This is a genomic window from Pseudoalteromonas sp. P1-7a (assembly GCF_001401855.1).
GTDB lineage: Bacteria > Pseudomonadota > Gammaproteobacteria > Enterobacterales > Alteromonadaceae > Pseudoalteromonas.
Map to the genome: position 1 here is coordinate 49,189 of NZ_LKDU01000003.1, position 25,646 is coordinate 74,834.

The following is a 25,646-nucleotide window of genomic DNA, read 5'->3' on the forward strand; positions in this document are numbered from 1 at the left end:
TGTTACTGAATATTACCTAGGCGTTCAAAACGAACACCAGTTGGAACCCATCCTGGTAAAACATCATCTGGGCCATTCTCAAATTCAAAACTCATCCATATAAAGACAGCTTTACCCACCAAGTTTTCTTTTGGTACAAAGCCCCAAAAGCGACTATCTTGGCTGTTGTCGCGGTTATCACCCATCATAAAATAATGATCAGCGGGTACGGTCCATTCATCAGAAGGAGTACCTGGTTGCTGATAGTAACGCCCTTTACGTTCAGGTGCGCGTGGGTTGATTAAAATGTCATGCTTGAGTGTCGTTAAATCTTCATTTACACGCGCAAGCGACATTTGGCCTTGTTTAAACTCATTATCGTTAATTAATTTAAAATCAATTTTATTAAACTCATTGCAAAGTAGGTCACCTTGCTGGGTCTCACCTTCTTTACAATTAGGTTGAATATACAAACGTTTATCACGATAAACAATTTTATCGCCCGGTAAACCAATAGCACGTTTTATATAATCTACTCGCTCATCTAATGGGTATTTAAAAACAACAATATCGCCACGTTCAGGCTCGCCTACATCTACAAGCTGGCTTCGCCATACCGGGTCTTTAATCCCGTATGAGTACTTTTGCACTAAAATAAAGTCGCCCACTAATAGGGTTGGCATCATTGAACCTGATGGTATTTGAAAAGGCTCAAAAATAAACGACCTAAAAATAGTAATAGCTGCAATCATCGGAAAAATCGATTTTGCAGTTTCTGTAATAGCCGGCTCAGGTGCAATTAACGCCGCTGTTTCTTCATCAAGCTGGCCACCGGCAGATGTTTGGGCAAGCGCTAATCGCTCTTGCCTTTTTGGCGCATACATTAGGTGGTCAATTAACCATATTAAACCTGAGCCTAATGTTAATAACACCAATAAAACTGAGAAATAACCAGCCATCTATAATCCTTTGTTTTTATTTACCAACTTTCAAAATAGCTAGAAACGCTTCTTGCGGTACTTCTACGTTACCCAATTGCTTCATTCGTTTTTTACCATCTTTTTGCTTTTGCAATAGCTTTTTCTTACGGCTCACGTCACCACCGTAACACTTAGCGATTACATTTTTACGTAATTGCTTAACCGTGGTACGCGCAATAACATGTTGTCCTATTGCAGCTTGAATCGCAATATCAAACATTTGACGCGGAATAAGCTCTTTAAGCGCATCAGCAAGCTGACGACCACGCGATTGAGCACTATCTCTGTGTACAATAATAGCGAGTGCATCAACGCGTTCGCCATTAATAAGTATATCAACACGCACCATGTCTGATGTTTGAAAGTGCTTAAAGTTGTAATCAAGCGATGCAAAACCACGACTGGTTGACTTTAATTTATCAAAAAAGTCCATAACCACTTCAGCCATAGGTAGCTCATAAGTTACAGCGACCTGCTTGCCGTGATAACTCATTTTAGTTTGAACACCACGCTTTTCGATACACAGCGTTATTACGCTACCTAAAAACTCTTGAGGCACAAGTATATTAGCTTCTACTACCGGCTCACGTATTTCTACAATATCATTAACCGCCGGTAAGTCAGACGGGTTGTCGATTTGACGCGTACCTTCTTTAGTAACTACTTCGTAGATTACAGTAGGCGCGGTGGTAATTAAGTCAATATCGTATTCACGCTCTAGACGTTCTTGAATAATTTCCATGTGTAGCATACCTAAAAAGCCACAACGGAAACCAAAACCAAGTGCGGTTGAGTTTTCTGGTTCAAAAAACAACGATGCATCATTTAAGCTTAGTTTATTTAGTGCATCACGAAACGACTCGTAATCATCTGAGGCGATTGGGAACATGCCAGCATAGACCTGCGGCTTAATTTTTTGAAAGCCTGGTAAACGCTCTGGTGCCGCATTTTTTTGATGTGTGATGGTATCCCCGACTGGAGCACCGTGTATTTCTTTAATACCAGCAATAACAAACCCTACTTCGCCAGTACGTAAAATACCTGTGTTGGTTTGTTTAGGGGTAAAGATCCCCACGTGATCAGCTATATGAACTTGCTCGTTTGACATTATTTTTATTTTGTCGCCAGCACGTAGTTCACCATGCTTAATACGTACTAGTGATACAACACCTTGGTATGGGTCAAACCATGAGTCAATAATAAGCGCTTGTAAAGGTTCATCTTTCTCACCTACCGGTGGCGGGATGTCTTTAACAATCATTTCAAGTACTTCTGCAATACCCACACCGGTTTTTGCACTACATTGCACGGCATCTAGGGCATCTATACCAATAATATCTTCAATTTCTTCCGCTACTCGAAGTGGATCGGCTTGTGGTAAATCTATTTTATTTAATACAGGGATTACTTCTAAATCCATTTCAATGGCGGTGTAGCAGTTTGCCAGCGTTTGAGCTTCAACACCTTGTCCGGCATCTACTACTAAAAGCGCACCTTCACATGCCGCTAACGAGCGAGAAACTTCGTAAGTAAAGTCAACGTGCCCTGGTGTATCGATAAAGTTAAGTTGATAGGTTTCGCCATCTTTAGCAGTGTAGTTAAGTGTTACGCTTTGCGCCTTAATGGTAATACCACGCTCACGCTCGATGTCCATTGAATCTAACACTTGCTTTTGCATTTCGCGGTCTGTTAAGCCACCACAAACCTGGATCAAACGATCTGAAAGGGTCGATTTACCATGGTCGATATGGGCGATGATCGAAAAATTACGGATATGCTTCATAAACTGGATTCTAAACTTCTATTTTAATAGGCTAAGTACGAACACCTGAGTGACTTGAAAATACTTATTGAGCAAAAGTGCAATATAAATGGCTAAATACGCATTGTATAACCAAATTATTAATTGCCTTTTTACCCTGTATTTCCAAGTTACTCTGGTATAAAACGGCAATTTTACATTTAATTGGCCTTAATCACCATCTATTTGCGTTAAAGGAAGGCTAATTGGATGAATTTTTATCACTTTTACATCGTGTCTTAATGTTTTTACTTTGCTTTTAGCTAAAAAATAACCACCTACTCCACCCAAAGCGGCGAATAAAATTTGCCATCCCTGCGCTAAAAGTAGTAATTCGGCACTAACAAATGCCAACGCTAAGCCTAAGAATAAAGGCAGCATATATACAGCAAAGGCATGTTTTACTAAATGCGAATCATCTAATGAGAGCGTGACTTTTTGGCCTACTTCAACAGGGGTATCAAATTGATATGGAAAGGTTTTTTTATCACTACCAAAAAGTTTGGCAAAAACTTGTGAGCCACAGCGTCCATTACACCCTTCGCAGGCCTTTTTTTGCTGGGCTTCTAAGTGAGCAGTGGAGCCTTCTAGGGCTACCACTGTAAGTGTTTGTTCAATCATAACAACCCTTACGAATTGTTTATAATGCGCGAGTCACCGACTCTGCAATTGCTTTGGCGGTTTGGCTTGGCACATTACCAACAACAGATACATCAAAGTTTCCGCCATTATGCACATAAATTGTCGTTGCGCCAGATGTTAATGATCCACTTAAGCGACGACCCGGTAAGGGGCGCTGTACAAAAACAGATATTTCAACAAACCCATCTGAATATAAATAATAATCGGTAAGCTCGTTGTTTAAATCAAGCTTATGACGATCTGATTTTAGTAATTTAAAACCACTAGGCAACCAGCCAATGTGCCAGTTTGTGGCACTGCTTTTTTCACCTTCCAATGCGTTACCAGGTAACGGCGTTGGGAAATTACGATTTAGGACTTCTAAAATCATCGGAGCCGGCTGCTCTGTTACACTAATATGGGTTAACTGCAGCTGCTCTAGGGCTTCGCCTTGGTGGTTAACATAAGCGGCTTTTAACAACAGTGACGACTCAGTATCAAGCCAAATCCAATAGTTATATTTGTGTTCATCTTTTGATTCTATTCTCACTAGTTGCGCAGCTCGCCCTGCAATACGACCTTTGCCGCCTAGTACAAAATCGTATTGGGCACTTAGCGCTTCAATATCTTTAAATAGTACCTCCGGTATTGGCCCTGCAATAGAATCTGTATTGATAGAGTATGGCTGAGATTGCGGTTCAAAGTAGGTAACTTGGTCGTTAATTCTAACCATTTCTAAGCCCGCGCCATTAAGTAAACTTAAATGTTCAAGCTCTGTTTCACCTTGCTTTGCATGAACCCAGCGGTAGGGTTCCATTGCTTTACCCTTTACCACCACAAAGGAGGCGTCAAAATTACGGGTATGCACAGCGTTTGCCATGTTAAGTAGTAAATCTTTGGCGGGGTTTGTGTCGTTAGCAAAAACAGTAAAGCTTACTACTAACGACAGAACAAAAGTAATTACTTTCATTTAATTAGTTTTTTTCCTCTTGCGCTTTGTCGCTATTTTGCGCTGTTTGCAAAGAGTGTGCAACACGTGCTTGACGTTGATGCTCTAAAACTAACGCGCCAATGCGTTGTTGCTGTAATTCGCGTAAACCTTGCTCAGCATTTTCAAGAGCAGGTTCTGATGAATAGCTCACCGGTGATGCCATACCAGTTAACGGGGTAGTTTGTAACAGCGGAATTTCGCTTTCTTGCTCGCCCGCCCCTTGTGGTAAGGTATTTACGCCAACAATGGCAAACATAGCTACGCTTGCAGCAATAGCAAGTTGTGCCACCGGCCTGCGCCAGTTAAACGCCACAACTTTATTATCTTGCTGCGCTTCACTTTGCTCGGTATCTGGAGCGTTCTTTACTGTTGATTGAGTGAAATCGGCATACACAGGCTCACTTTCAAGTGCTAAAGCTATGTTTTCGCTTATATCGATGTGTATGTCGTTGTTATTTTTTTGAGCACGCATCGCATCACCAATTAGCGCATATCGACCAAACGTAGCAACATCTTCATCAGAAATTTTACCCTCTGCAAGGTGTTGTTCGCCGTCAAGTAATGCTGATAACGTTTCGCTATCCAACTTGTTAACGTGTGCTTTTGTCATACTAAGACTCGCCTATTAATGGGTTTAATTTATTATCTATTGCTTCTCGGGCTCTAAAAATACGCGAACGTACTGTCCCAACAGGGCAATCCATTACCACGGCTATTTCTTCATAGCTCATCCCTTCGATTTCTCTTAGGGTAATCGCGGTTTTAAGGTCTTCAGGCAAACTATCAATCGTATTAAAAATAACAGCGCGTACTTCGTCGCTTAACAGTAAGTTCTCAGGCGATGCGTTAGAACGCATCGAATCCGCGCCGTCATAAAACTCGGCATCTTCAGCGTCTATATCGTTTGCTGGCGGTTTACGGCCCTGAGCTACTAAATAATTTTTAGCACAATTAACGGCAATACGGTATAACCACGTATAAAAGGCACTATCACCTCTAAAGTTTGGAAGTGCACGGTAGGCCTTAATAAATGCCTCTTGTGCTACATCTGCAATATCGCCTTGGTTAGACACATAACGTGAAATCAACCCTGCAATTTTGTTCTGATACTTCTTTACTAATAGGTTGAAGGCGTTTTTATCTCCTTGCTGGACCCTTTTTACAAGCGCTAAATCTAATTCCTGCTCGCTCATTCGAGCCGGTACTCCTCTGTTTGATTCTTGCTGGTTATTCATAGTGTCGCCATTGTTCACAAATACTCTGACCTCTTTATGAATAAAAAGTTCTGCTTAATATTCTTTTTTTATAAAATAGTCTTAAATAACGCCGCTAAGCCATTAAAATCACTACATAGTAATATGACAAATATGATACAACTACATTATTAAAAACAAATATTGCTCTAATTTGAGCATTGTAACCGCAAAGTACCTCTGACATGAACCAAAATAAACATCATATTGCTGATGTCGCTATTATCGGTAGCGGCGCGGCCGGCTTATCGCTTGCATTGTCTTTAGCTAACTATTGTAATGTTACTGTGATCAGTAAAGGGGCCCTCACCGAAGGCTCGACACTGTATGCACAAGGCGGGATTGCCGCAGTATTTGATAAAAAAAACGACAGCATAGAATCGCATGTTGAAGACACTCTCGATGCCGGCGGCGGTTTATGTGACCGAGAAGCGGTGCATTATACAGCAAGTAATGCGCACCAGTGTCTACAATGGCTCATTGAGCAAGGCGTTCCTTTTGATATGGAGTTTGATAGTAAAGGAAAAGAGCGCTTCCATTTAACCCGCGAAGGCGGACACAGCCATCGTCGTATTTTACATGCAGCCGATGCCACTGGTAAGGCTGTACAAACCACGTTGATTAGCCAAGTTAAAGCGCATAAAAACATTACCCTACTCGAGCAATATAATGCCATCGATTTGATTAGTGATAAAAGCTTAGGTAAACCAGGTTCGCATATTCATGGCATGTACGTGTGGAATAAAAAAGCAAAAAAAGTAGAAACTATCTCCGCTAAGTTTGTAGCGCTCGCTACAGGGGGAGCAAGCAAGGTGTATTTATACACTTCAAACCCTGATGTATCTAGCGGTGACGGTATTGCCATGGCATGGCGTGCAGGTTGTAGAGTAGCCAATATGGAATTTAATCAATTTCATCCCACCAGCCTTTATCACCCTGAACTGCAAAACTTTTTAATTACCGAAGCCATGCGTGGCGAAGGTGCGTATTTAAAGCGCCCCGACGGCACCCGCTTTATGAAAGACTTTGATGATAGAGAAGAGCTTGCTCCGCGCGACATAGTGGCTCGGGCTATCGACTTTGAAATGAAACGTTTAGGTGCAAATTGTGTGTACCTAGATATTAGCCACAAAGATAAAGACTTTATCATTGAGCACTTCCCGACTATTTACGCAAAATGTTTAAGTGTAGGGCTGGATATAACCAAAGAGGCTATTCCGGTTGTACCTGCTGCGCATTACACCTGTGGCGGTGTAATGAGTGACTTTAACGGTAAAACTGATTTAGATAACTTATACGCTGTAGGCGAAGTTGCCTACACGGGTTTGCACGGTGCAAACCGTATGGCGAGCAATTCACTATTAGAGTGCATTGTATTTGCCCATGCTGCTGCGAAAGATATTTTAAGTAAGCTCGATAAGGCGCCTGAACCTCTTGCACTTCCAAGCTGGGATGAAAGCCGAGTCAGTAATTCTGATGAAGAAATTGTTATTACCCATAATTGGCACGAGCTGCGATTATTTATGTGGGATTACGTAGGTATTGTGCGCTCAACTAAACGCCTAGAGCGAGCACTACATCGTGTTGAATTATTGCAGCAAGAGATACATGATTATTACGCAAACTTTAGAGTCAGTAATAACTTATTGGAGCTTCGTAATTTAGTGCAAGTAGCCGAACTTATTATTAGAAGCGCAATGCAACGTAAAGAAAGTCGAGGCTTACACTATACAATTGACTACCCTGAGCAAAATGAAAACCCAACACCTACTATTTTGACTCCTCCTCGCCATTAATAGCAATCAAAGCTGCGCGCTTTAACCGCGCGTAGCTTTGATTGTTCACACTATTGGCTGAGATAATTAACCACTGACGTTTATTAAAGCCTTTAATATGTAGCCATACACTGGTATTTAATATGATAGTTTTTGGGGTGATTTGCCCTTGAATCTTTACGTTTTCGTTTTCAAAGCGTATTTGTTTATGCTCTAAAATAATAACGCCACTATCTGGGTGAATTGCGAGTATTTTTTGCCATACCCAGCAAAGTGCAATTGCATTTAGAGTTAAACAGACAACAATGCTAAAAAAAGAGCTCAAGTAAAGCCCTATTACAACACTCAATAAGCAGAAAAACAGCACCACAGGCCGATGTTCTGCTTTGTTATTTACTACTGTAAACCTATACACGTACTCGGTCTAAAATTAGCGATACCATAGTATTAAGCTCAGCATCTTTACATTCTTCATGGCCCATAAACCATGCAAATAAATCAGGGTCTTCTTGGGTTAGCAAACGCTGAAATACAGCCTGTTGCTGTGCATTTAATGAATCATATGCCTGCTCGACAAATGGCATAAACAAAACATCTAACTCTAACATGCCGCGGCGACAAGCCCAGCGTATACGTGCTTTACTATGAATTTCAGTCATTTTAAACCTCATACTTAATTGCCCTGAGTTTAACAAATACCTGCATAATTAGCAGCTATTAATCATTGGCCAAATAATAAAAACTGCCCAGCTTCGTTGCTGTACCCTTGGTTATAACTACGTTATTATGTCTACTCATTTGTATTGCACAGAAGGTTTTTATGTCGAGCGTTTATGCATGTCCGTTATCTCACCAGCTTATTAGCCTAACCGGTGCGGATAAATTGTCTTATCTTCACGGACAAATTACTCAAGATCTCAATAAACTATCTAACAGCAATTATTTATGGGCTGGCCACTGCAGTGCCAAAGGCAAGCTGTGGGGTGTGTTTAAATTATTTTCCCATCAAGATAGTTATTACCTAGCAGGCTCACAGCCTGAGGTAGAGCAATCGCTTATCGAGCTAAAAAAATACGCTGTGTTTGCCAAAGTAGATATAGATATCTCTACGAATAGACTAATTGGGTTGATCAGTGACGATTTAGCCCCAGTGCTTGAAAAGCTCGATATTCGTTTTTCTGACGAGCAAACAGCCTGTGACTTTCCAAGCGGTAAAGCACTAAAATTAGCGCCAAATCGCGTTTTATTAATGGTTGATAGCCAATTTAGTATGCCAGATGATGTGTCTACTTTAGATAACTGCGCGCTATGGCAAGAGGCCGCTATAAAAGCGGGCGAGCCACAGTTAAATAGTGACGCCATTGGCGAATACGTACCACAGATGGTGAATCTTCAGGCGATTAACGGCATTAGTTTTAAAAAAGGCTGTTACACCGGCCAAGAAACCGTTGCCCGTATGAAGTACCTAGGTAAAAACAAACGCGCTATGTATATTGTTACAGGTAAAAGTGATGGCCTACTTGAAGAGCCAGAGCTTGAAACCCAAGTGGGCGAGAACTGGCGCCGCGCTGGTAAACTAATTGCCCAAAGCTATAACGAAAATAGCCAAACCTTATTTGGCCTTGTTGTGCTGCCAAACGATACACCAAGTACACACGCACTTCGTGCAAAGCACACCCCTCAGGTAGAGCTAAACATTCTGCCTCTACCTTACTCTCTTGAAGATGAATAAATAGGAATGACTATGATCGTTGCACCAAACACAGTAGTAAAAATGCATTATTCAGTACTGGATAACGATGGCAATACCATTGATAACTCTTTTGATGGCGAGCCACTGGTTTTTATTATTGGCACAGGCTACTTAATCCCAGGGCTTGAAAATGCACTCCAAGGCAAGCAAGCCGGTGATACATTAAATGTAAAAGTAGAACCTGAAGAAGGTTACGGCGAACGTCACGATAACCTAATGCAAGCGGTGCCTAAGTCAATGTTTGATGGCATGGAGATTGAAGTAGGTATGCAATTTAGAGCGTCAACTGATGATGGTGATCAATCTGTAATGATTATCGAGATTCAAGATGAAGACGTTATAGTTGATGGCAACCACCCGCTTTCGGGTATTACTCTTAATTTTGATGTAGAAATTTTAGAGGTGCGCGAAGCAACTGAAGAAGAGCTTGCGCACGGCCACGTGCACGGTGAAGGCGGTTGTGGTCACGATCACTAATCATAGTGCCGTTGATAAAAAAGCGCCTAAGGCGCTTTTTTTTATAACATATTGTTGTAGGTCGCGGTTTTTATTGGCGCCGGTTCCTCTAAAGGCGTTTCATTAGGTGTTATTTTACCCTCAAGCGCACGTAATAAGCCTTGCTGATCGTTTGTTCCCACTCGGTAATTAGTACCGTCTTTTAAGGTTAGCTGCACTGCACTAAAGCCTGATACAGAATACACCCACCCATCATGTGTAATACGAATACCAATACCGTGGCGGTAGGAGTTTTGCACCGCTGTAGCCTCTACTATGTCTGCAAGCGCTAATCGTTGCCCCGCAACGCCAGGACCAAAAGCCCAACTAATTGTTTGCTCGTCAACTTTTACAGTTAAACCATGAAACAAAAAGCCAACTAAAACGAGTACACCGGCAAATACCATTAATGGCACATCTGCACCCATTAAGTTCCAAGCTAAGGCTACAAACCCGCCTATCCATGCTAAAACAAAAAATATAAACACCGCATATTGTTTATGCTGATACATAACGCTCTCTTTATTATTAAAAACTGTACACCAACGTGGCGCTTAATTCTGAGTCGTATTTAAGATTATCGTCTTCTGGTTTTGAGTTATAACGATACATGTAGGCAAACTTTAACGATACCGCGCCTATGACTTGACTAATCAAAGCGGTTTCTGACTTCAAACGTGAATTTAACCCCGATAAAGACTGTTCAATACTCACATCTTGATTAAAGCGCGTACGCTTTGATACCAAACGTTCCCACTGCATTGCAATACGTACTAAATAACCGGTTTTGTTTTCATCTTCTTCACTTACTTCTGACTCATCATCAGCCACTGAGCGATATAGACCGGGGCCAATATCAATATCTACTTTATTTTTTACACCTTGATATACTCTGGCACCATAACCAGTAGCGACTGTACTTTTGTATTCTAGACCGCTAAATTTATCTTCTTCGTAGTCACCGTAAATAAAAAATGAAGAATTTTTAACCCCCACCTTGTAGTTACCCTGGGCTGAGACAAAAATACGATCTGCTGTTACGTCTGTTTGCCCTGTGTCGTCATTTTCATCGCGTTTATATAAAGTGTCTAATTTAAACTGATTGCGCCAGTTTTCGAAGTCTTGGTATAAATTTCCTCTAAATTTAAAACTAGTGGAGTTAGTATTACCTTTACTTAAAATCAAGCCAAATTCAGTATCGCCATAAAGCATTTCGCCTTTATGCAGCTCGTGAATTTCTTCATCAGAGAGTTGTCCATATTCATGAAAGTCTTCAAATGGGTCAACAGCCCAACAACGGCTGCACATTATTAAAAACACGAATAGTAAATACTTATGCACGGTAAACTCTCTGGCACATACAAACAAAACTGCTTACTCAGCGTGCTCTGTTTCTTTCCACAAAATATGACAAAACGGCGCGTCTTTATCACGGCTAATTAAAATTTTTGCAAACAACACATCTTCGTTTTCAAACTCTAACCCCACTAACACCTGTACAAATAACTCCGGCTCTATTTCAAGTGCTACAAAGTCTTGCCATTGCGCATCAGGTTCGCCCTCTTCAATAAACCCAAGTTCTTCTCGGTATTCGTTAAAGTCTTCAACATCTTGCTCGCTAAGATTATTTGGCGCCAGCTCTAAAAAAATATCGTACGCTTGATGGGTAACTTCTTCTTCGCTGTATAAACGTGGGCCTGACATGGGTAAAACCTCAATGCATTTTAAGTGCACACATAATACCAAAACTCATCTGTGATTTGAGAAAAAACACCAAAAAATAATGACTTTTTTGTTACCAGCTCATGTGTGGTTAAGCTTGAATAAGATTCAACGTACTTTGACTAAAAAAGTTAAAAATAATTCAATTTATTTTGTATTATAAAACAAACTGTTACTTTACTTAGCACTGCGTACGTCATAAGCTCAAACACACGCTAATAGGAGAGCGCAATGATAAAACTAGAAATACAACAAGGCATTGCTAACGTTACTCTAAGCCGCGCAGAAAAACAAAATGCACTTAGCTTTGATATGTTTATGCAATTAAACAACACAATTAAACGTATCAAAAAAGATAAGCGTGTTCGCGCTGTAGTGATAAAAGGTGACGGTGAGCATTTTTGCTCAGGGCTTGATGTTGCAGGCGTTATGGCTTCACCTTTGAATATTGTAAAGCTGCTATTCAAATGGTTGCCAGGCAATCAAAACCTAGCGCAAAAAGTGGTGCTGGGATGGCAATCTTTAAGCGTACCAGTTATTGCACAAATAAATGGAAATTGTTTAGGAGGTGGGCTACAAATAGCGCTAGGCGCCGATTACAGAATTGTTGATATTCAAGCAAAGCTGGCCATTATGGAAGCGCGCTGGGGATTATGCCCCGATATGGGTGCCAATGCAGTGCTAGCTGGTTTATTAAAACGTGACCAAGCGCTTTGGCTTGCAAGCCACGCAAACCCTATTAATGCGCAAAAAGCTTACGAGCTTGGATTAGTCACAGAGCTAACAAGTAATACAGAGCAAGCCACCCAACGTATGTTAAATACATTACTAGAGCGCTCCCCCGACACACTGGCCGCTATAAAGCGCGTTACTCAGCAAAGCTATGCAACAAACCAACGAAAAATATTAGCTAAAGAAACATTTAGCCAAGTTCGTTTGCTACTCAACCCCAACACAAAAAAAGCGATCGCCAAAACAAAAGGGAAAGCAGATATAAACTATGCAAACTCTAAACGCTGGTAAGACTAAGTTCGCATTTAAAAATGGGGTGGATTTGCTAACGTTAGCTTTTTTATATACTAATGAGCCATTATCATGAAGTACTTGCTTAGCAGTGCAATTATTTTACTGTGTTTAGGGTGTGCTAAATTAATAATGCATTTGATAGGTGGCAGCTTTCCTGCCCCCCTCCTTGGCATGGTTATCTTACTAAGTTTACTACTGTTAGGTGTAGTTAAAGAGCACCATATTAAGCCCTGCGCCTCCCCTATTTTGAATATTATGCCAATATTTTTTATACCTGCAGGCGTGGGCTTTATCGAGCACATAGCACTTATAAAACTGCATTGGCCGTATTTAGTGCTCGTTATTTTGCTCGTTCCTACCAGTACACTATTACTGGTAAGTAGCGTTGTTAGCTACAAAAAAGGGAAACATAACAATGACTGAACAGCACGTAACGCTTTGGTACTTAACGACCCCCGCTATTATTATGCTGTTTTTACTATTAAGAGCGTTTAATAAACGCTGGCAGCACAGTGTAGTGAAGTCGCTCACCAACCCGGTGTTTTTAAGTATTGCGATTATTGCCTTAGTGCTGGTTAATTTAAACTTACCTTATGCTGATTTTTTTGCTCACAGCCAACTACTTAGTTGGCTATTAGAGCCCGCTATAGTGGCCCTAGCCTTACCCTTATACCAGCAATTTATTCATGTCAGAAAAAATCTTCTTTTAATAGTAAGTACATGTAGCTTAGGTATTATTAACGCCACGGTTGTGGCCTTTATTTTAAGTATTTTATTTGATGTTCCTGCTAACTTAAGCGCATCCGTAGCTGCATTAAGTGTAACTACGCCTATCTCGTTAATAGTTACGGAGTCTTTAGGGGGGATTAGCTCACTTGCCGCCGCGTTAGTTATTTTTATTGGATTACTCGGTGCGCTCTTTGGCTTAATGCTCATTAAGTGGGTGGGTGTTTATAATCACCAAGCTCAAGGTGTAGCAATGGGAACCGCTTGCCATGCTATAGGCACCGCGGCAGCTCTTGCTGAACACCCAAAAATAGGCGCACTTTCCTCAGTTGCTATGGCCTTAAGTGCACTACTAACGGCAATTATCGTCCCTGTGCTATATCCATTTTTAATCAACACTTTGCTATAGTTAGCAAAAATAATTACGCAATATAAAGAGCCCACTATGATCAGTTCTGAAATAGAACAATTTGAAAAATACTACACCATGCTCACTGAGTATTTGGTTACCTACAGCATGCAAATTGTGGGCGCCATTCTTATACTTATATTAGGTTTGTGGGTTGCAAAAAAACTCTCAAACCTAGTCGCAAAATTGATGGCTCGTCACAATGTAGATGTCACACTTACCAGTTTTGTGAGTAACGTGGTAAAAGTATTACTTATTGTGATGGTCATCGTTATAGCGCTTGGCAAAATAGGCATTAGTGTTACCCCCTTTGTAGCGGCTATAGGTGCCGCCTCTCTAGGTGCGGGTTTAGCCTTACAAGGAATGCTTTCAAACTATGGCGCAGGCCTTGCTATTATTGCCACGCGCCCCTTTGTGGTAGGCGATACCATTGAAGTAAAAGGGGTCAGCGGCCAAGTAAAAACAATTGAGCTGGGTTACACCATTTTAATTGATGAAGAGAAAGTAGAGATCACGATTCCTAATAAGCACATAGTGGGTGAAATTATTCATAACTCCTTTAGCTACTCGTTAGTTAAAGGAGAAATAGACATAGCCTACACTGCATGCGCTGATACCGCTGTTAGCCTTATTGAAGAAGTGTTAAAGGCCCATGACCAGGTCGCTCAAAATCCCCTATCACAAGTGGGTATAGAACGCTTTGCCGATAGCGGCGTTACCATTAGTTATCGCTATTGGGTACCTACAACCAAAATTATAGAAACCAAACTAGCTATTAATGCTGGTGTTTATAAAGCCATTAATGGCGCTGAGATAGAAATACCGTTCCCGCAACGCGTAGTGACTATTAATAACAACGCGCATTTGTAATAACAAACAAAGCCGCTTAATGCGGCTTTGTTGTTTTATAGCTTAAAGCAGTAATAAACTGCCTAACCCTAAAAAGGTCACAAACCCGACTATATCGGTCACAGTGGTTAATATTACCGAACCAGAAAGCGCAGGGTCTATTTTCATTTTGTCTAAAATAGACGGTATAACAACCCCAGCTAACGACGCAGCAACTAAGTTGAGCAATATCGCAATGGTAATTGTAATGCTAAGCATGGTGTCGCTAAACCAAGCAAAAGTTAACCCGCCAATCACTAAGGCCCACACCAAACCATTTACAGCGCCTACCCGTAGCTCCTTTTTTAAAAGTGCATTGCGGTTAGAGTCGGTGACTTGCCCAAGCGCTAAACCGCGCACTATTACTGTTAACGTTTGACTACCCGCAATTCCGCCCATAGAGGCCACCACAGGCATAAGCACCGCCAAGGCCACAACTTGCTCTATTGTTGCGCCAAACAAACCTATAAACCACGATGCTAAAAACGCCGTCGCTAAATTTATACCCAACCAAATTCCGCGGTTTTTAGCACTCTTTTTGACACTCGCAAACAGGTCTTCGTCTTCACGTAAACCACCGGCTTTTGCCGCGGCTTCATCGGCAATTTCTTGGCGTAATTCGTATGCCGCGCTAATGGTTAAACGCCCTACCAATTTATTATCACTATTAACCACCGGCATCGCCATTTTTTCACTGTGAATAACCACTTCTGCCGCTTCGTATAAATCATCATCTGCATGTAATGATGAAAAGTCATAGTTTGCCAGCGCCAATAGGTTATCGCCTTCATCGGCTTTTATTAAATCATTTATTGCAAGTTCACCTATTAGGCTGCCTTGGCGGCTAACTAAATACACCACTTCGCTGTATTGCGGCAACCCTTTTTGCAGTAGTTTTTTAACACCTGCTATTGTTGCTTTTTCGGTTATTTTTAAAAAGTCGAAACCAGCCCAGTGGCCTAATTGCTCAGGCGAATACTGTTGAGCAAGATCGTATTGTTTGGTTTGTGCTTCATCGAGTTGCTTTTTTGCATAATCAACAAAGCGCTCAGGGATAACCTCTTCAAGCTCAAGTAACTCCTCAACATTTACTTCATCTAATAACGCGTACGCCTCGCTATCATCTAAGGTTTGTAGTAACCATAAACAGCTGTCATCACTGAGGGTGACAAATATTTCGTGTTGCGTGTCTTTATCTAATAGTTGCCAAATTTCTAGGCGCTGCTCTTTGGGTATGGCTTCAAAAAGTAGTGATAAATGCTCAGTAGATAAATTAAGCTGTGCATCGGCTAAAAGCTGGCTTTTTTGTGCGTGTGTTTCGCATTGTAATAAATCGTTTATTAGCTGCGGTAGTTGGTCGACTGGATACTCAATCATCTTGAAACCTTAAATTTAAAAATGCACATTGCTTATAGTTTACTTGAACAATAAAAAATTGCAGAAAAAACCTAAACTTATTAAAGCACTTTAAGCTTTAGCATTTGAAACTGCACTCATTTTTTTGCGCATTGTAGGGGCAAAAACACCCGCGATACTACTGTTTATTTTAAAAATTAAAAAAGAAGTAATTGGCCTTATTTTTAGCCAAAAAAAAGCCCATAACGCTAAGCGGTTACGGGCAAAGTTACACAATGAAAAAAGAGGAATTAAAATCTATCGGTTAAGTTACGTATTAGGTCAGAGTCCACAAACTGCGTGACCATTGCAGCACCCCATGCATATGCACGTTGTATTGGGTAGCCTTTGAATATCCATCGCTTACGAACATGGTTAAAACGCTGCAAATACTGCTGCTTAGCACGCGGCAAAGGTGTACTACTTAGCTTATCCCACGCTTTGTATACGCCCGACATGTCGCAGCCGCGCATAAAACGCTGCAACCAACGCGCAAAGCGCGAAAAGCTAATGGTTGACTGAAAATCAATGATATAAGGCTTGCCATCGCTACCACATAATATATTGCCCATATTACGTAAATCTAAATGCACAATGCCTAGGCGGTGCATTTTTGCAACTTGGCGTTCAAGCTCAATAAAAAACTCAACAGGCAACGTCTTACCCTGCTGTATTAAGCTGCTAAGCGGCGTGCCTTCTATGTAGTCATACGCCACCGCTATCGGAGATAAACGGCTAAACCGATTAGCTACTGCATCAAGCTGTGCTAAGCGGCTCAACCCTTTAAATTCTTGATTTACAGAAAGCTTGGCAAAGGTTTTACGGATAAACCACGGGCTTTGGCTAAAGTCTTTTACTATTAAGTCAAACGTATCATCTTTGTACCTGTATACAATTGCGTTCGCAAAACGCCCTTTATGAACAACACTTAAATACTGTTGCATAAATACATGTTCAGGAAACTGCTGCTGTAATTGTGATAACAACTTATTTTCAATCATAACAAACCTAACAAGATGATAACTTTAATTGCCTAGGCAACTATATTAACAAGATTGGATTTGCCGCACAATGAGAACTAGTACTTAGCAGGCTAAGTTTTTATTGAAACAGTATCGCTAAAATGTTGATAATCTATTCGGTCGGTGAGTCTAAATTGGTTATTGCTTTAAATAATAAATCTATAACTTGCTGTTTTTCATCTTCAGAGAATCCATTAAGCGCTTTAGCATATACCTCATTTACCAAAGGCATTATTTGCGGGTACAAGGCTTTGCCTTTTTCACTTAAACCTAAAATGGTAGAGCGCTTATCGAACTCGCACTGAGTTTTTGCTATAAGATCTTTTTCTTCTAGGCGCTTTAGCAAGCGGCTCATAGCCCCTTTATCGTAAACCATATGCTCACACAGCCCAGCTAATGTATTTGCCGAGCCTTTTGCTAATAATACCACCACAATATATTGGGCCGACGTTAAACCCATTGACTGAAGCTGTGTATCAATATGGCTAGAAAGCTTTGAACGTAAAAACGAAATTACTCGCCCTAAATCTTGCTCAGGTATTAATTGTGCTCGGTTACAGCTATTTATCGAAGGCATACTTTGTTGCATATAAGGGTTACTCAGTTTATTTAAAATGCGTGTAATAGACTACACATAATTAATAAAATTCCCTAGGGTTAGCGTACTTTCAATAATAAAAGCCGCAACGTAAGTCGCGGCTATTAGTAATTTAAACAATACCGTTTAAAACTTTAAACCTTAAACTGCCCTATTAATTGCCCTAAGCTCTCGCCGCGCCCAGCTAAATCTCGACTAACCTCAGAAGTGGCTTTACTTGCTTGAGTTAGTTCATTGACAATTTCTTGAATGGCAAACACATTACGGTTTATCTCTTCTGTCACTGAGCTTTGCTCTGTTGCAGCGGTCGCAATTTGCGTACTCATATCGTTTATGCTGGTAACCGACGTAGTCACGGCACCTAAACTTTGCGATATATCGCGCGATGACTCAACTGAGCGATTACAACTTGCTTGGCTCGCCTGCATGGCATCTACCGCGGCGCCCACTAAGTTATGTAACTCACTTAGCATTTCACTAATTTCATGGGTGCTAAGTTGTGTACGACTCGCTAAGCTTCTTACCTCATCAGCCACCACGGCAAAACCCCGACCTTGTTCACCGGCACGTGCTGCTTCTATGGCCGCGTTAAGGGCAAGCAAATTAGTTTGCTCGGCAATGCCACCTATTACACTAAGTACACTGTCAATTTTTTTAGATTGCTCACTTAAAGAGTTTACCTGATCAGCAGCGAGGTTAATTTCGCCCATAAGGTTAGAAACTTCACTAAGTGATATATCTACGCACTCTTGCGCTTTTGCCACTTCTAGTGTTGCTGTCTGAGTAGACTCAGCAACTTGCGTGGTATTTTTAGCTACTTCGTGAGAAGTGGCCGCCATTTCGGTAATCGCTGTGGCCACCAAATCCGTTTCGTGGTTATGATTAAGTAGTTTATTTTCAAACAGTTTTGTTTGCGAATTAATATTGCTTGAAGCGTTCTTCACATCATTAGTAACATCAGCCACATTACTTATAATGCTTTGCAGCTTGCTAACAAACACATTAAACGATTCGCCCAACTGCCCTATTTCATCATGCGTATGTATAGCTAGGCGTTTTGTTAAGTCGCCTTCACCTTTAGCAATATCATCTAAGCTTTGGCCCATTATTTGGATAGGTTTAACCATAGCGTTAGACGCTAAAAGTGCGCCCACAACGCTAACTACAACCCAAAATAAGGCAATTAATAACAAGGTGGTGATTTTCTCTTGAGTATGCGATTGCATAGTCTGTTTATAATTTGCAAGCTCTGTTTGTATATCATCCATATAGGCACCGGTGCCAATCATCCAATCGGTACCTGGTATCATCACGGCATACCCTATTTTCTCTACCAGTCCATTGGTATTTGGCTTTTGAAAATGGTAATTAAATGCCCCGCCACCTTTACGTGCTTGCTCTAATAATCCAATAATTATTTTTTTACCATTTGGGTCTGTCATCCCTATTTTATTTTGCCCTTCAATAGCACTTCCTAACAGGGCATGGAACACGCTAACGCCGCGTGTGTCGTAAATAAAAAAGTAACCGTCGTCACCAAAAGTAAGCTCCCTAAGGACATTTTTAACACTTTGTGTAGATCCGTTATCCAACTGATGGCGTACCAACTTGCTTGCGATTTCCACTTCAGTGGCAAGTAGCGTGTGTTTGTCTTTAATGAGTTTAGACTTAATTGTTTCAAAATTTTGTTGCTGGTTTTGCGATTCTAAATAGTACGAGCTGGCCATTAAGCTAATTAATAACAAGCTCAACGGTAAAATAGCCAGTAACAAAAGTTTATTTCTCAAGCTTAAGTTACTCATTAAATCTCCACAAATAAGTTATACACGTTAACACTGTCTGCTTTGCAGCAATCAACGTAATAAAGTAAGCATTCAATATGTCACTATTTATACCAATTTATAAATAGCATAGGGGTTTGCCAAGGGCTGGCAAGGTGGGCGCATTATAATTAGATTACAGCGCTTTAGATATATAGTATCACTCGACATTAGTCGTAATTTTAATCGAAAATACTGTGCAGTAACGCGTTTTTATTACCTTTTATTTAGTTAACACTTAAGCAATAGAGCCGGTCTTCACCTCACATTAAGGTAGCCAGGCATTTTTATTTAACATATAATCATCACAATTCTAATAATAAATACTTATACGAAAAACGGAACAATGTTCAACGTTAACTTAGGCTGTGGTTTTTAAAAAATAATGAAGTATTTCTTATATCTAACGTTGTTAATTTGTTTAAACGTGTGCGCTCAACCTGCCAGCAAGAGTATTGCTTTTTACTATTCATCGCCCATGCCACTGGCTGAAATGACCTTTTATTCACGGGTTGTTGTGCAACCACAAAATATCACTAAACACGAGCTGAATTGGCTAAAAGAGCGTGATATTAGTGTATATGCTTATCTGAGTGTAGGAGAATCGTATACTGAGAATGAATCTTCAGTAGCTCAAAACCCACATTGGGATAGCCACATTGCTGATTTAACCGCTGAGCATTGGCAACAACACTTGCAAAAACAAGCGAATCAGTTAAAGCAACGCGGCTTTAACGGTTTGTTTTTAGACACGCTCGACAGCTACCAATTATTAAAACCCGATTACGATAAAGCAGCTCAACAAGCGGGCCTTGTTGATATAATTAAAGGTTTGTCGAGTACGTTTAACAAACACTTAATCCTCAACAGAGGATTTGAGTTATTGCCTAAGCTTAATAATTACGCATCTGATTTAGTTGCCGAAGGACTCTTTAGCCACTTTAACCCAGTCGATAACAGTTACAAACTCACCACTGTGGATGATCAAAACTGGTTAAATGCACAGCTTAACAAAGCACAAAAACTTGGCTTTAATGTGCAGGTTATTGACTATGCAAGACCGCAAGCTCGCCTTGCAATGGCAAAACAAATTAGCGATCAAGGCTATGCACCTTGGGTTACTGATGGACACCTTCAAACTTGGGGGACATCAAGCATCCAGCCTGTGCCTAGGCGTATACTCATTCCGTATAACAGTAATGTAAAGCCACTGATATACACCACTGTCCATTTAAAACTTGCCACAATGATTGAGTATTTAGGCTACATCCCCGATTACATTGATGTAGCAAATACGCCTTTACCTAAAGTAGATACTAGCCTCCATGCTGGCATTATCTCGTGGACAACGAGCGATCAGTTTTATGATGCTCAAGTTATTGAGTGGCTCGAAGGTAACTTGGGGGTGGTACCACAACTGATTCTCGGCGAGCTTCCACCCTCTAATAAATTATTACAAAGTTTAGGGGTAGAAACCCTTAACACTCCCTCAAATGGGCCTTATAAGCTTGCAACGATGGTACCTTGGCTAAAGGGTGAATCTTCCAGCGCGCCCGCTATTGTAAAACCGTATTTATTAACACTTACTACGAACGCGCAATCATTAATATCAATACACGCTGACGATGGCACCACGCTAACTCAGGCCAGCAAAACAAAGTACGGTGCACTCATTGCGGCCCCCTGGCTAATAGATACATTACCTATGGAGGGCAGCAACTGGGTTGTAGACCCAGTTGCTTTATTAACTGATGCGATGGGACTTGCACCAATACTTGCCCCTGATACCACCACATTAAGTGGCCGGCGGATGCTGACACTGCATATTGATGGCGACGGTTTCACGAGCATTGCGCACTTTGCAGGTAAGCCTTATGCTGCAGAAATAATCCGTGATGAATTTATAAAAAAATATAAGCTGCCATTAACCTCTTCAATTATTCAAGCTGATATTGAACCTAATGGATTGCATAGCGCTGACAGCCCAAAGCTTGAAAAAATAGCCAAAGAAATATTTGCGCTTCCCTATGTTGAGGTTGCATCACACACCTACAGCCACCCCTATTTTTGGACAGCCTTATCTGGCAGAAAAGAAATAGATAAAGACGATACCGACTACGGGTTTCATTTAGATGTTCCCGGCTATGACGCCATAGACTTAAACAAAGAAATAACTGGTTCAATAAATTACATTAATGAGCGACTCGCACCAAAAAACAAAAAAACCGTAATGATGCTATGGTCGGGTGATGCGACCCCTGGGCCTAAAGCGCTTGAGCTTGCACGAAATGCGGGAGTAATTAACGTAAATGGAGGAAATACCGACGTCAATGCTGATAACCCAAGCTTGTCGCATATTTCGCCTATTGGCCGCCCTGAGCGAGATTTGCTGTATCAAATATACGCCCCTATTTTAAACGAAAATGTTTACACTAACTTATGGCATGGCCCTTACTATGGCTTTAAGCGTTTAGTAGAGACATTTGAAATAACCGAGAAGCCATACAGGTTAAAACCTTACACAATTTACTTTCATTTTTACTCTGGCGAGGTGCCGGCGGGGCTTGACGCGCTGCATTACAATGTGGATTATGTATTAGCCAGAGAAAACACCCCTGTGCATTTGAGCCAATATGCACGTATCGCCAAAGATTTTTATTTCTCTGCGCTTGCTAAAAATGCGCGTGGCGAATGGCTCTTTAGCTCTAAATATATAAAAACGCTACGCTTGCCTGCTATTTTTGATGTACCTAACATGACTAACAGCCACGGTATTTTAGGGGTAACGGCGAAAGGCAATTATATTCACGTGGGCGATGAAATAGCCACAATCAACTTTGATCATACAACCCCTGATAACCAACCTTATTTGCTTTCTGCCAATGTAGCGTTTAGTCATTGGCAGGTAAACGGCCCTGTCAGCTTTAAAGCGTGGATTGAAGCTAAAATTGAGCTAAGAAATGCCCAAAACTGTCAGTTTATCTCTCATATGGGTGAGCGTTACAGTGGAAAAAGGTTTGGTAATAAAACGCAGTTTACATTACCTGCTGGCGAATTTTATGGCTATTTAAACTGCGCAACAAGGGCTCAATGATGAATAATAAAAAACGCCCTCACTTAGTGTCTGTTAAAACTATTTTAATTATTTTAGCCGTAAGCTGCTTTTCTCTTTACGCGCTGTTCCCACACACCCTCTTTTTTGAAGACGACTCATTATCGCAAGATTATACCTTTGAAAAAACCTACTTAAATGCCGCGTTAAGTACAGACCCCTATAATGAAAAACTACGTGCAAAAAAAATAGCCATTCATATTGGTTTAAATGAATATTCACAAGCAACTAGCGAGCTTAAAAAGCTTCCTAAAAGTGATAAAAAAACTGAGCTAGAAATTAAACTTTTATACGCACTATGGGTTGATAGCGGTGCTAAAAAAGATGACCGTTTTGAAGAATTAACTCTTAAATTGTCGGCATTCACACATTGGGATGAACAATTATTAGAAATAGCCAAAGCAACAGGGCTTAATACAAGCGTAGCCCAATACTATGAGCGATACGCTCAGCCATTACTAGCCGCTGATTTTTGGTTAAGCGCTGGAGAGCCAGCCAAGGCCTTGGCCATTTATAAAACCCATATAAATGCTGATGTAGCTCAAAAAGCAATTGAAACTGCGCTTGGCGCTAACAACCCAAAGCAAGCCTACCGATGGTGGAAAAAATACGGTGATACCGCAAATTCTGAGCGTACATTATATTATGCAAGCCTAGCAGGTGATGATGCAGCCGCCTTGAAAGCGGTTGAAATATTACTAAAAGCACAACCTAATAACAGCGAGTATTTAACCAAAGCCATGCATTTACGCTTAGCTAATGGCGATGCACCAGGGGCTGAGCAATTAATCGCAAAGTTATTACGTAAGACCCCAAATAATAAAGCGCTTAGGCTTTTAAACTGGAAAATTATGCGCTGGCAAAACAAACCAAAGCAAGCGCTTAAAGAATTTAAATGGTTAATGGCTCACAAAGCCGTTGATGTGGCTATGCTGACCGATAGTATTAATGACGCCAACGCTCTTTACTTGTACCAAGACGCTAACGACATTTACGAATATAAAGCCCAGAACAGGCAACTTAAAGGCAATGGCTTTGCAAATTGGATGCAAACCAACGAATTTATTGGTAATGCAAAACAAGAGCTTAACCATATTGAGCGCTATGAACAAATAAACGGTAAAACACCACTTTCTCAATTTTGGAAAGCCAAGGTGTTACACGATACCGGTAATTTAGCTGGATTAAGAGCCTTGTGGCCTCACTACGCAGGGCCAAAAAACGAAGAAGATTTACTCTGGCTTGCAAGAGCACATTGGTTGAATGATGACTTTACAACTGCTTTGACCATTCTAAAGCAAAAAGCGCACAGTAACGATGATGAGTTTTGGAGTGCACGTGTTGATATGGCTATGCGTGTGAACGATAAACAAGAAGAGTTGTACGCCTTAGAGCAATTAAAAAACATCACCCCTTTGAGTGTAGGTGATATGCTGCATTATCAGCAGTTAAAATTTGCCGACAACCCACAAGGTTTATTAAATTACCTATGGCAGCAAGCGCCATTGACCGATAGACAATTAATTCAAATCACCTTATTAAGTACGCAAATTGGCGATGAAAAATATGTTACACGTATTCATCAGGCACTTGAAAAGCAGCGTTATAATAAAGCGCTTTACCCAGCCTGGTTAATCTTATCAAACTGGTACCAAAACCAAAGTGACTTAAACTACGCGTACACAACACTTAACCGTGCAGCAAAACTAAGCGAATACAATCCCGATGTGGTACTGGCACAAGGCTGGCTTGCATTACAAATGCACGACACCATTATGATTAAGCGTATTTTAGCTAACTACTCAAGCAATGAGCCCAACCGAGATTGGGCACAATTACTGGCGAGTTTATCTATTCATCAAAAAGCCTTTAATAGTGCTTACTTTTATCTGCGCCAGTTAGCTATTAGTAATCCTCGGGATTTAACCACTTTAGTAAATTTAGCCGATGTGATGAACCAATTAGGCTACTACGCTAACGCCAGCGAACTTAAACATTATTTATTAAACCATTTACCAAAAGACAAATACGCATACCGCGGTTTAATGATCCAGTGGGCAGGTGCTATGGCCGTGCCCCACTTACGCCAATTTAGTAGCTTAGATGACATAGCGCCTGAGGCTATAAACAACGCAACCGCTAACTGGTGGTTAGCAAGACGGGCAGCACAAAAGCTTGAGCCATGGCAAAAGCTACAATTAGCTATGAGCAACGGCGAATTTAATAAAGTGAAGGCGCTGGTAAATACACAAACGTTAGGCAAAGTAGATGAACTCAGCGCTTTATTATATTTAAAGCAACCTTATGCAACTATGCAGCATTGGTATGAGGAGTTAACACAAGAGCCAACACTAGCCGAAACGTCTTTATTACGTAATGCCCGCACCAGCTACTTTAGAGCATTAGAGATTAATCTATCGCCCGAGGCAGGTCTAAACACTAGCCAATACGATGTAAATGTTTATTTTCCGTATGCTAAAGGGCAATGGAAACTAAGTATTAGTAATCAGCAAAATCTAAATAACAACGGGTTACTGTTTGCCATTGAAGATAAAATGACGTGGGGCCGCTGGTACTTTGATGCAAAAGTAGACTCGCATCAGGGCAAATTAATGAGCCGCCAAGGCCTGAGCCTAGATACGCGTTACCAATGGGACTCGCGCACGCAGGTAGGTGTAAAACTTGAGCACAATGTTGAAAACCGTCAGTCAGAAACCTTGCTTAGCTTTGCTAAATTAAATAAAACCACGGCTTATATTAATTACGCCATTGATGGTCGCCAAAACGTGCAGCTCTCGGCAGCTGCAATGGCGTTTAAACGCCGCAGCGATAGCTCAACGCTTGTAAAAGGCCAAGAATACAACGCCCGCTATCAATACACTATTTTAAAAGACCGCCCTATTTGGAATACCTATTTTAGTGCGCAATGGCAAGACTTTGAGCGCACACTCGCCCCTTTAGGTGTAGACCAAAGAGCACGACCGCAACTTATTGATATACAACCATTTAGGCGCTTTGCTCTGGGTACCTCGCTTTCGTCAAACACAAACTTAGCTCCGCCATACTTAGGCGAAAGTCCCTCATGGTTATTTGACATCAGTACGGGTTATCAAACGTTAAATGATACCCTTGATGTGTCAGTATCAAGTGGAGCAGGCTGGTCTGTGCTAGGGGATGACTTATTTAAATTACAACTGGGTTATCAAAGTAGTAATAAAGTGGGCAACTCAGATACACAATTACAATTGGGCTATTACGTACATTTTTAATGTTAGGAGAG

24 protein-coding genes are annotated in these 25,646 nt (G+C 41.0%); 9 read left to right on the forward strand and 15 right to left on the reverse strand.

What is annotated here, in order from left to right; genetic code table 11:
- Nucleotides 1-2: 2 nt before the first annotated feature.
- The 6 genes from lepB to rpoE all read right to left on the reverse strand — a co-directional run bounded on the left by lepB (nt 3) and on the right by rpoE (nt 5,565).
- Nucleotides 3-938 (reverse strand): signal peptidase I, encoded by a 936-nt coding sequence (gene lepB, locus AN389_RS03765; RefSeq protein WP_004586227.1) that lies wholly within the window; start codon nt 936-938, stop codon nt 3-5.
- A gap of 16 nt (nt 939-954) precedes the next feature.
- Nucleotides 955-2,742, reverse strand: a complete 1,788-nt coding sequence (gene lepA, locus AN389_RS03770) for a translation elongation factor 4 (RefSeq protein WP_055019289.1) — start codon at nt 2,740-2,742, stop codon at nt 955-957.
- A gap of 189 nt (nt 2,743-2,931) precedes the next feature.
- Nucleotides 2,932-3,381: a SoxR reducing system RseC family protein gene (locus AN389_RS03775; RefSeq protein ID WP_055019290.1), complete on the reverse strand. Its 450-nt coding sequence runs from the start codon at nt 3,379-3,381 to the stop codon at nt 2,932-2,934.
- A gap of 19 nt (nt 3,382-3,400) precedes the next feature.
- Nucleotides 3,401-4,351 carry a MucB/RseB C-terminal domain-containing protein gene (locus AN389_RS03780; protein WP_055017376.1) on the reverse strand — a complete coding sequence of 317 codons (951 nt, stop codon included), beginning with the start codon at nt 4,349-4,351 and terminating at the stop codon, nt 3,401-3,403.
- Between the two features lie 4 nt (nt 4,352-4,355).
- A complete protein-coding gene (locus tag AN389_RS03785) occupies nt 4,356-4,982 on the reverse strand; it encodes a sigma-E factor negative regulatory protein (RefSeq protein ID WP_055017375.1) in 627 nt (208 codons plus the stop codon).
- Between the two features lies 1 nt (nt 4,983).
- Nucleotides 4,984-5,565, reverse strand: coding sequence for an RNA polymerase sigma factor RpoE (gene rpoE / locus AN389_RS03790; RefSeq protein ID WP_004586222.1), 582 nt, complete (start codon nt 5,563-5,565; stop codon nt 4,984-4,986).
- Between the two features lie 245 nt (nt 5,566-5,810).
- On the opposite strand from rpoE, the gene nadB reads away from it, so the two are divergent.
- A complete protein-coding gene (gene nadB, locus AN389_RS03795; protein WP_055015367.1) occupies nt 5,811-7,421 on the forward strand; it encodes an L-aspartate oxidase in 1,611 nt (536 codons plus the stop codon).
- On the opposite strand, the gene AN389_RS03800 is transcribed toward nadB, so the two are convergent.
- Both AN389_RS03800 and AN389_RS03805 read right to left on the reverse strand, forming a co-directional pair.
- Nucleotides 7,396-7,770, reverse strand: a complete 375-nt coding sequence (locus AN389_RS03800; protein WP_327077926.1) for a protein YgfX — start codon at nt 7,768-7,770, stop codon at nt 7,396-7,398. The two genes, nadB and AN389_RS03800, sit on opposite strands and share 26 nt — an antisense overlap.
- Before the next feature lie 37 nt (nt 7,771-7,807).
- Nucleotides 7,808-8,059 (reverse strand): succinate dehydrogenase assembly factor 2, encoded by a 252-nt coding sequence (locus AN389_RS03805; RefSeq protein ID WP_004586219.1) that lies wholly within the window; start codon nt 8,057-8,059, stop codon nt 7,808-7,810.
- 161 nt (nt 8,060-8,220) lie between these two features.
- Here AN389_RS03805 and AN389_RS03810 point away from each other — a divergent pair, with 161 nt between their 5' ends.
- Together AN389_RS03810 and AN389_RS03815 are read left to right on the forward strand one after the other, a co-directional pair.
- On the forward strand, nt 8,221-9,132 hold the full coding sequence (locus AN389_RS03810; RefSeq protein ID WP_055019291.1) for a folate-binding protein YgfZ: 912 nt from the start codon (nt 8,221-8,223) through the stop codon (nt 9,130-9,132).
- 12 nt (nt 9,133-9,144) lie between these two features.
- Nucleotides 9,145-9,630: a peptidylprolyl isomerase gene (locus AN389_RS03815; protein ID WP_004586217.1), complete on the forward strand. Its 486-nt coding sequence runs from the start codon at nt 9,145-9,147 to the stop codon at nt 9,628-9,630.
- 41 nt (nt 9,631-9,671) lie between these two features.
- Here AN389_RS03815 and AN389_RS03820 read toward each other — a convergent pair whose 3' ends face one another.
- The 3 genes from AN389_RS03820 to AN389_RS03830 all read right to left on the reverse strand — a co-directional run bounded on the left by AN389_RS03820 (nt 9,672) and on the right by AN389_RS03830 (nt 11,352).
- Nucleotides 9,672-10,160 (reverse strand): hypothetical protein, encoded by a 489-nt coding sequence (locus AN389_RS03820; RefSeq protein ID WP_055019292.1) that lies wholly within the window; start codon nt 10,158-10,160, stop codon nt 9,672-9,674.
- Nucleotides 10,161-10,176: 16 nt separating this feature from the next.
- Complete coding sequence (locus AN389_RS03825) at nt 10,177-10,956, reverse strand: DUF481 domain-containing protein (RefSeq protein WP_146258063.1); 780 nt, start codon at nt 10,954-10,956, stop codon at nt 10,177-10,179.
- A 66-nt stretch (nt 10,957-11,022) separates the two neighbouring features.
- A complete protein-coding gene (locus AN389_RS03830; protein WP_055015370.1) occupies nt 11,023-11,352 on the reverse strand; it encodes an HI1450 family dsDNA-mimic protein in 330 nt (109 codons plus the stop codon).
- Between the two features lie 249 nt (nt 11,353-11,601).
- Here AN389_RS03830 and AN389_RS03835 point away from each other — a divergent pair, with 249 nt between their 5' ends.
- The 4 genes from AN389_RS03835 (at nt 11,602) to AN389_RS03850 (ending at nt 14,401) form a co-directional block, all read left to right on the forward strand.
- Entirely contained in the window at nt 11,602-12,393 is a 792-nt protein-coding gene (locus AN389_RS03835; RefSeq protein WP_055017374.1) for a crotonase/enoyl-CoA hydratase family protein, read from the forward strand.
- A gap of 72 nt (nt 12,394-12,465) precedes the next feature.
- Nucleotides 12,466-12,819 (forward strand): CidA/LrgA family protein, encoded by a 354-nt coding sequence (locus tag AN389_RS03840; RefSeq protein ID WP_055019293.1) that lies wholly within the window; start codon nt 12,466-12,468, stop codon nt 12,817-12,819.
- Nucleotides 12,812-13,531, forward strand: coding sequence for an LrgB family protein (locus AN389_RS03845; protein WP_055019294.1), 720 nt, complete (start codon nt 12,812-12,814; stop codon nt 13,529-13,531). Before AN389_RS03840 ends, AN389_RS03845 begins: the two co-directional genes overlap by 8 nt.
- A 36-nt stretch (nt 13,532-13,567) precedes the next feature.
- Nucleotides 13,568-14,401, forward strand: a complete 834-nt coding sequence (locus tag AN389_RS03850; protein WP_055015374.1) for a mechanosensitive ion channel family protein — start codon at nt 13,568-13,570, stop codon at nt 14,399-14,401.
- Between the two features lie 42 nt (nt 14,402-14,443).
- On the opposite strand, the gene AN389_RS03855 is transcribed toward AN389_RS03850, so the two are convergent.
- The 4 genes from AN389_RS03855 to AN389_RS03870 form a co-directional block, all read right to left on the reverse strand.
- Nucleotides 14,444-15,796, reverse strand: a complete 1,353-nt coding sequence (locus tag AN389_RS03855; RefSeq protein ID WP_055015375.1) for a magnesium transporter — start codon at nt 15,794-15,796, stop codon at nt 14,444-14,446.
- Between the two features lie 269 nt (nt 15,797-16,065).
- Nucleotides 16,066-16,815: a serine/threonine protein kinase gene (locus AN389_RS03860; protein WP_055015376.1), complete on the reverse strand. Its 750-nt coding sequence runs from the start codon at nt 16,813-16,815 to the stop codon at nt 16,066-16,068.
- A gap of 133 nt (nt 16,816-16,948) precedes the next feature.
- On the reverse strand, nt 16,949-17,425 hold the full coding sequence (locus tag AN389_RS03865) for a MarR family winged helix-turn-helix transcriptional regulator (protein WP_055015377.1): 477 nt from the start codon (nt 17,423-17,425) through the stop codon (nt 16,949-16,951).
- Nucleotides 17,426-17,568: 143 nt separating this feature from the next.
- The gene (locus tag AN389_RS03870; protein ID WP_055015378.1) at nt 17,569-19,236 is read right to left on the reverse strand and encodes a methyl-accepting chemotaxis protein; all 1,668 of its coding nucleotides are present in this window, start codon (nt 19,234-19,236) and stop codon (nt 17,569-17,571) included.
- A gap of 403 nt (nt 19,237-19,639) precedes the next feature.
- Here AN389_RS03870 and AN389_RS03875 point away from each other — a divergent pair, with 403 nt between their 5' ends.
- Together AN389_RS03875 and AN389_RS03880 are read left to right on the forward strand one after the other, a co-directional pair.
- Complete coding sequence (locus tag AN389_RS03875) at nt 19,640-22,348, forward strand: endo alpha-1,4 polygalactosaminidase (protein WP_055017369.1); 2,709 nt, start codon at nt 19,640-19,642, stop codon at nt 22,346-22,348.
- Entirely contained in the window at nt 22,348-25,635 is a 3,288-nt protein-coding gene (locus AN389_RS03880) for a tetratricopeptide repeat protein (protein ID WP_055019295.1), read from the forward strand. Before AN389_RS03875 ends, AN389_RS03880 begins: the two co-directional genes overlap by 1 nt.
- Nucleotides 25,636-25,646 lie beyond the last annotated feature (11 nt).

Bases quoted from the DNA above. Each gene is read 5' to 3' on its own strand.
- AN389_RS03835 (WP_055017374.1), top strand. From the start codon at position 11,602: ATGATAAAACTAGAAATACAACAAGGCATTGCTAACGTTACTCTAAGC.
- AN389_RS03865 (WP_055015377.1), bottom strand. From the start codon at position 17,425: ATGCAACAAAGTATGCCTTCGATAAATAGCTGTAACCGAGCACAATTA.
- AN389_RS03825 (WP_146258063.1), bottom strand. From the start codon at position 10,956: ATGTGCAGCCGTTGTTGGGCTGTTGACCCATTTGAAGACTTTCATGAA.
- AN389_RS03775 (WP_055019290.1), bottom strand. From the start codon at position 3,381: ATGATTGAACAAACACTTACAGTGGTAGCCCTAGAAGGCTCCACTGCT.
- AN389_RS03880 (WP_055019295.1), top strand. From the start codon at position 22,348: ATGAATAATAAAAAACGCCCTCACTTAGTGTCTGTTAAAACTATTTTA.
- AN389_RS03845 (WP_055019294.1), top strand. From the start codon at position 12,812: ATGACTGAACAGCACGTAACGCTTTGGTACTTAACGACCCCCGCTATT.
- AN389_RS03850 (WP_055015374.1), top strand. From the start codon at position 13,568: ATGATCAGTTCTGAAATAGAACAATTTGAAAAATACTACACCATGCTC.
- rpoE (WP_004586222.1), bottom strand. From the start codon at position 5,565: ATGAGCGAGCAGGAATTAGATTTAGCGCTTGTAAAAAGGGTCCAGCAA.
- AN389_RS03830 (WP_055015370.1), bottom strand. From the start codon at position 11,352: ATGTCAGGCCCACGTTTATACAGCGAAGAAGAAGTTACCCATCAAGCG.
- nadB (WP_055015367.1), top strand. From the start codon at position 5,811: ATGAACCAAAATAAACATCATATTGCTGATGTCGCTATTATCGGTAGC.
- AN389_RS03855 (WP_055015375.1), bottom strand. From the start codon at position 15,796: ATGATTGAGTATCCAGTCGACCAACTACCGCAGCTAATAAACGATTTA.
- AN389_RS03780 (WP_055017376.1), bottom strand. From the start codon at position 4,351: ATGAAAGTAATTACTTTTGTTCTGTCGTTAGTAGTAAGCTTTACTGTT.
- AN389_RS03815 (WP_004586217.1), top strand. From the start codon at position 9,145: ATGATCGTTGCACCAAACACAGTAGTAAAAATGCATTATTCAGTACTG.
- AN389_RS03785 (WP_055017375.1), bottom strand. From the start codon at position 4,982: ATGACAAAAGCACACGTTAACAAGTTGGATAGCGAAACGTTATCAGCA.
- AN389_RS03870 (WP_055015378.1), bottom strand. From the start codon at position 19,236: ATGAGTAACTTAAGCTTGAGAAATAAACTTTTGTTACTGGCTATTTTA.
- AN389_RS03860 (WP_055015376.1), bottom strand. From the start codon at position 16,815: ATGATTGAAAATAAGTTGTTATCACAATTACAGCAGCAGTTTCCTGAA.
- AN389_RS03805 (WP_004586219.1), bottom strand. From the start codon at position 8,059: ATGACTGAAATTCATAGTAAAGCACGTATACGCTGGGCTTGTCGCCGC.
- AN389_RS03820 (WP_055019292.1), bottom strand. From the start codon at position 10,160: ATGTATCAGCATAAACAATATGCGGTGTTTATATTTTTTGTTTTAGCA.
- AN389_RS03875 (WP_055017369.1), top strand. From the start codon at position 19,640: ATGAAGTATTTCTTATATCTAACGTTGTTAATTTGTTTAAACGTGTGC.
- AN389_RS03810 (WP_055019291.1), top strand. From the start codon at position 8,221: ATGTCGAGCGTTTATGCATGTCCGTTATCTCACCAGCTTATTAGCCTA.
- AN389_RS03840 (WP_055019293.1), top strand. From the start codon at position 12,466: ATGAAGTACTTGCTTAGCAGTGCAATTATTTTACTGTGTTTAGGGTGT.
- lepB (WP_004586227.1), bottom strand. From the start codon at position 938: ATGGCTGGTTATTTCTCAGTTTTATTGGTGTTATTAACATTAGGCTCA.
- lepA (WP_055019289.1), bottom strand. From the start codon at position 2,742: ATGAAGCATATCCGTAATTTTTCGATCATCGCCCATATCGACCATGGT.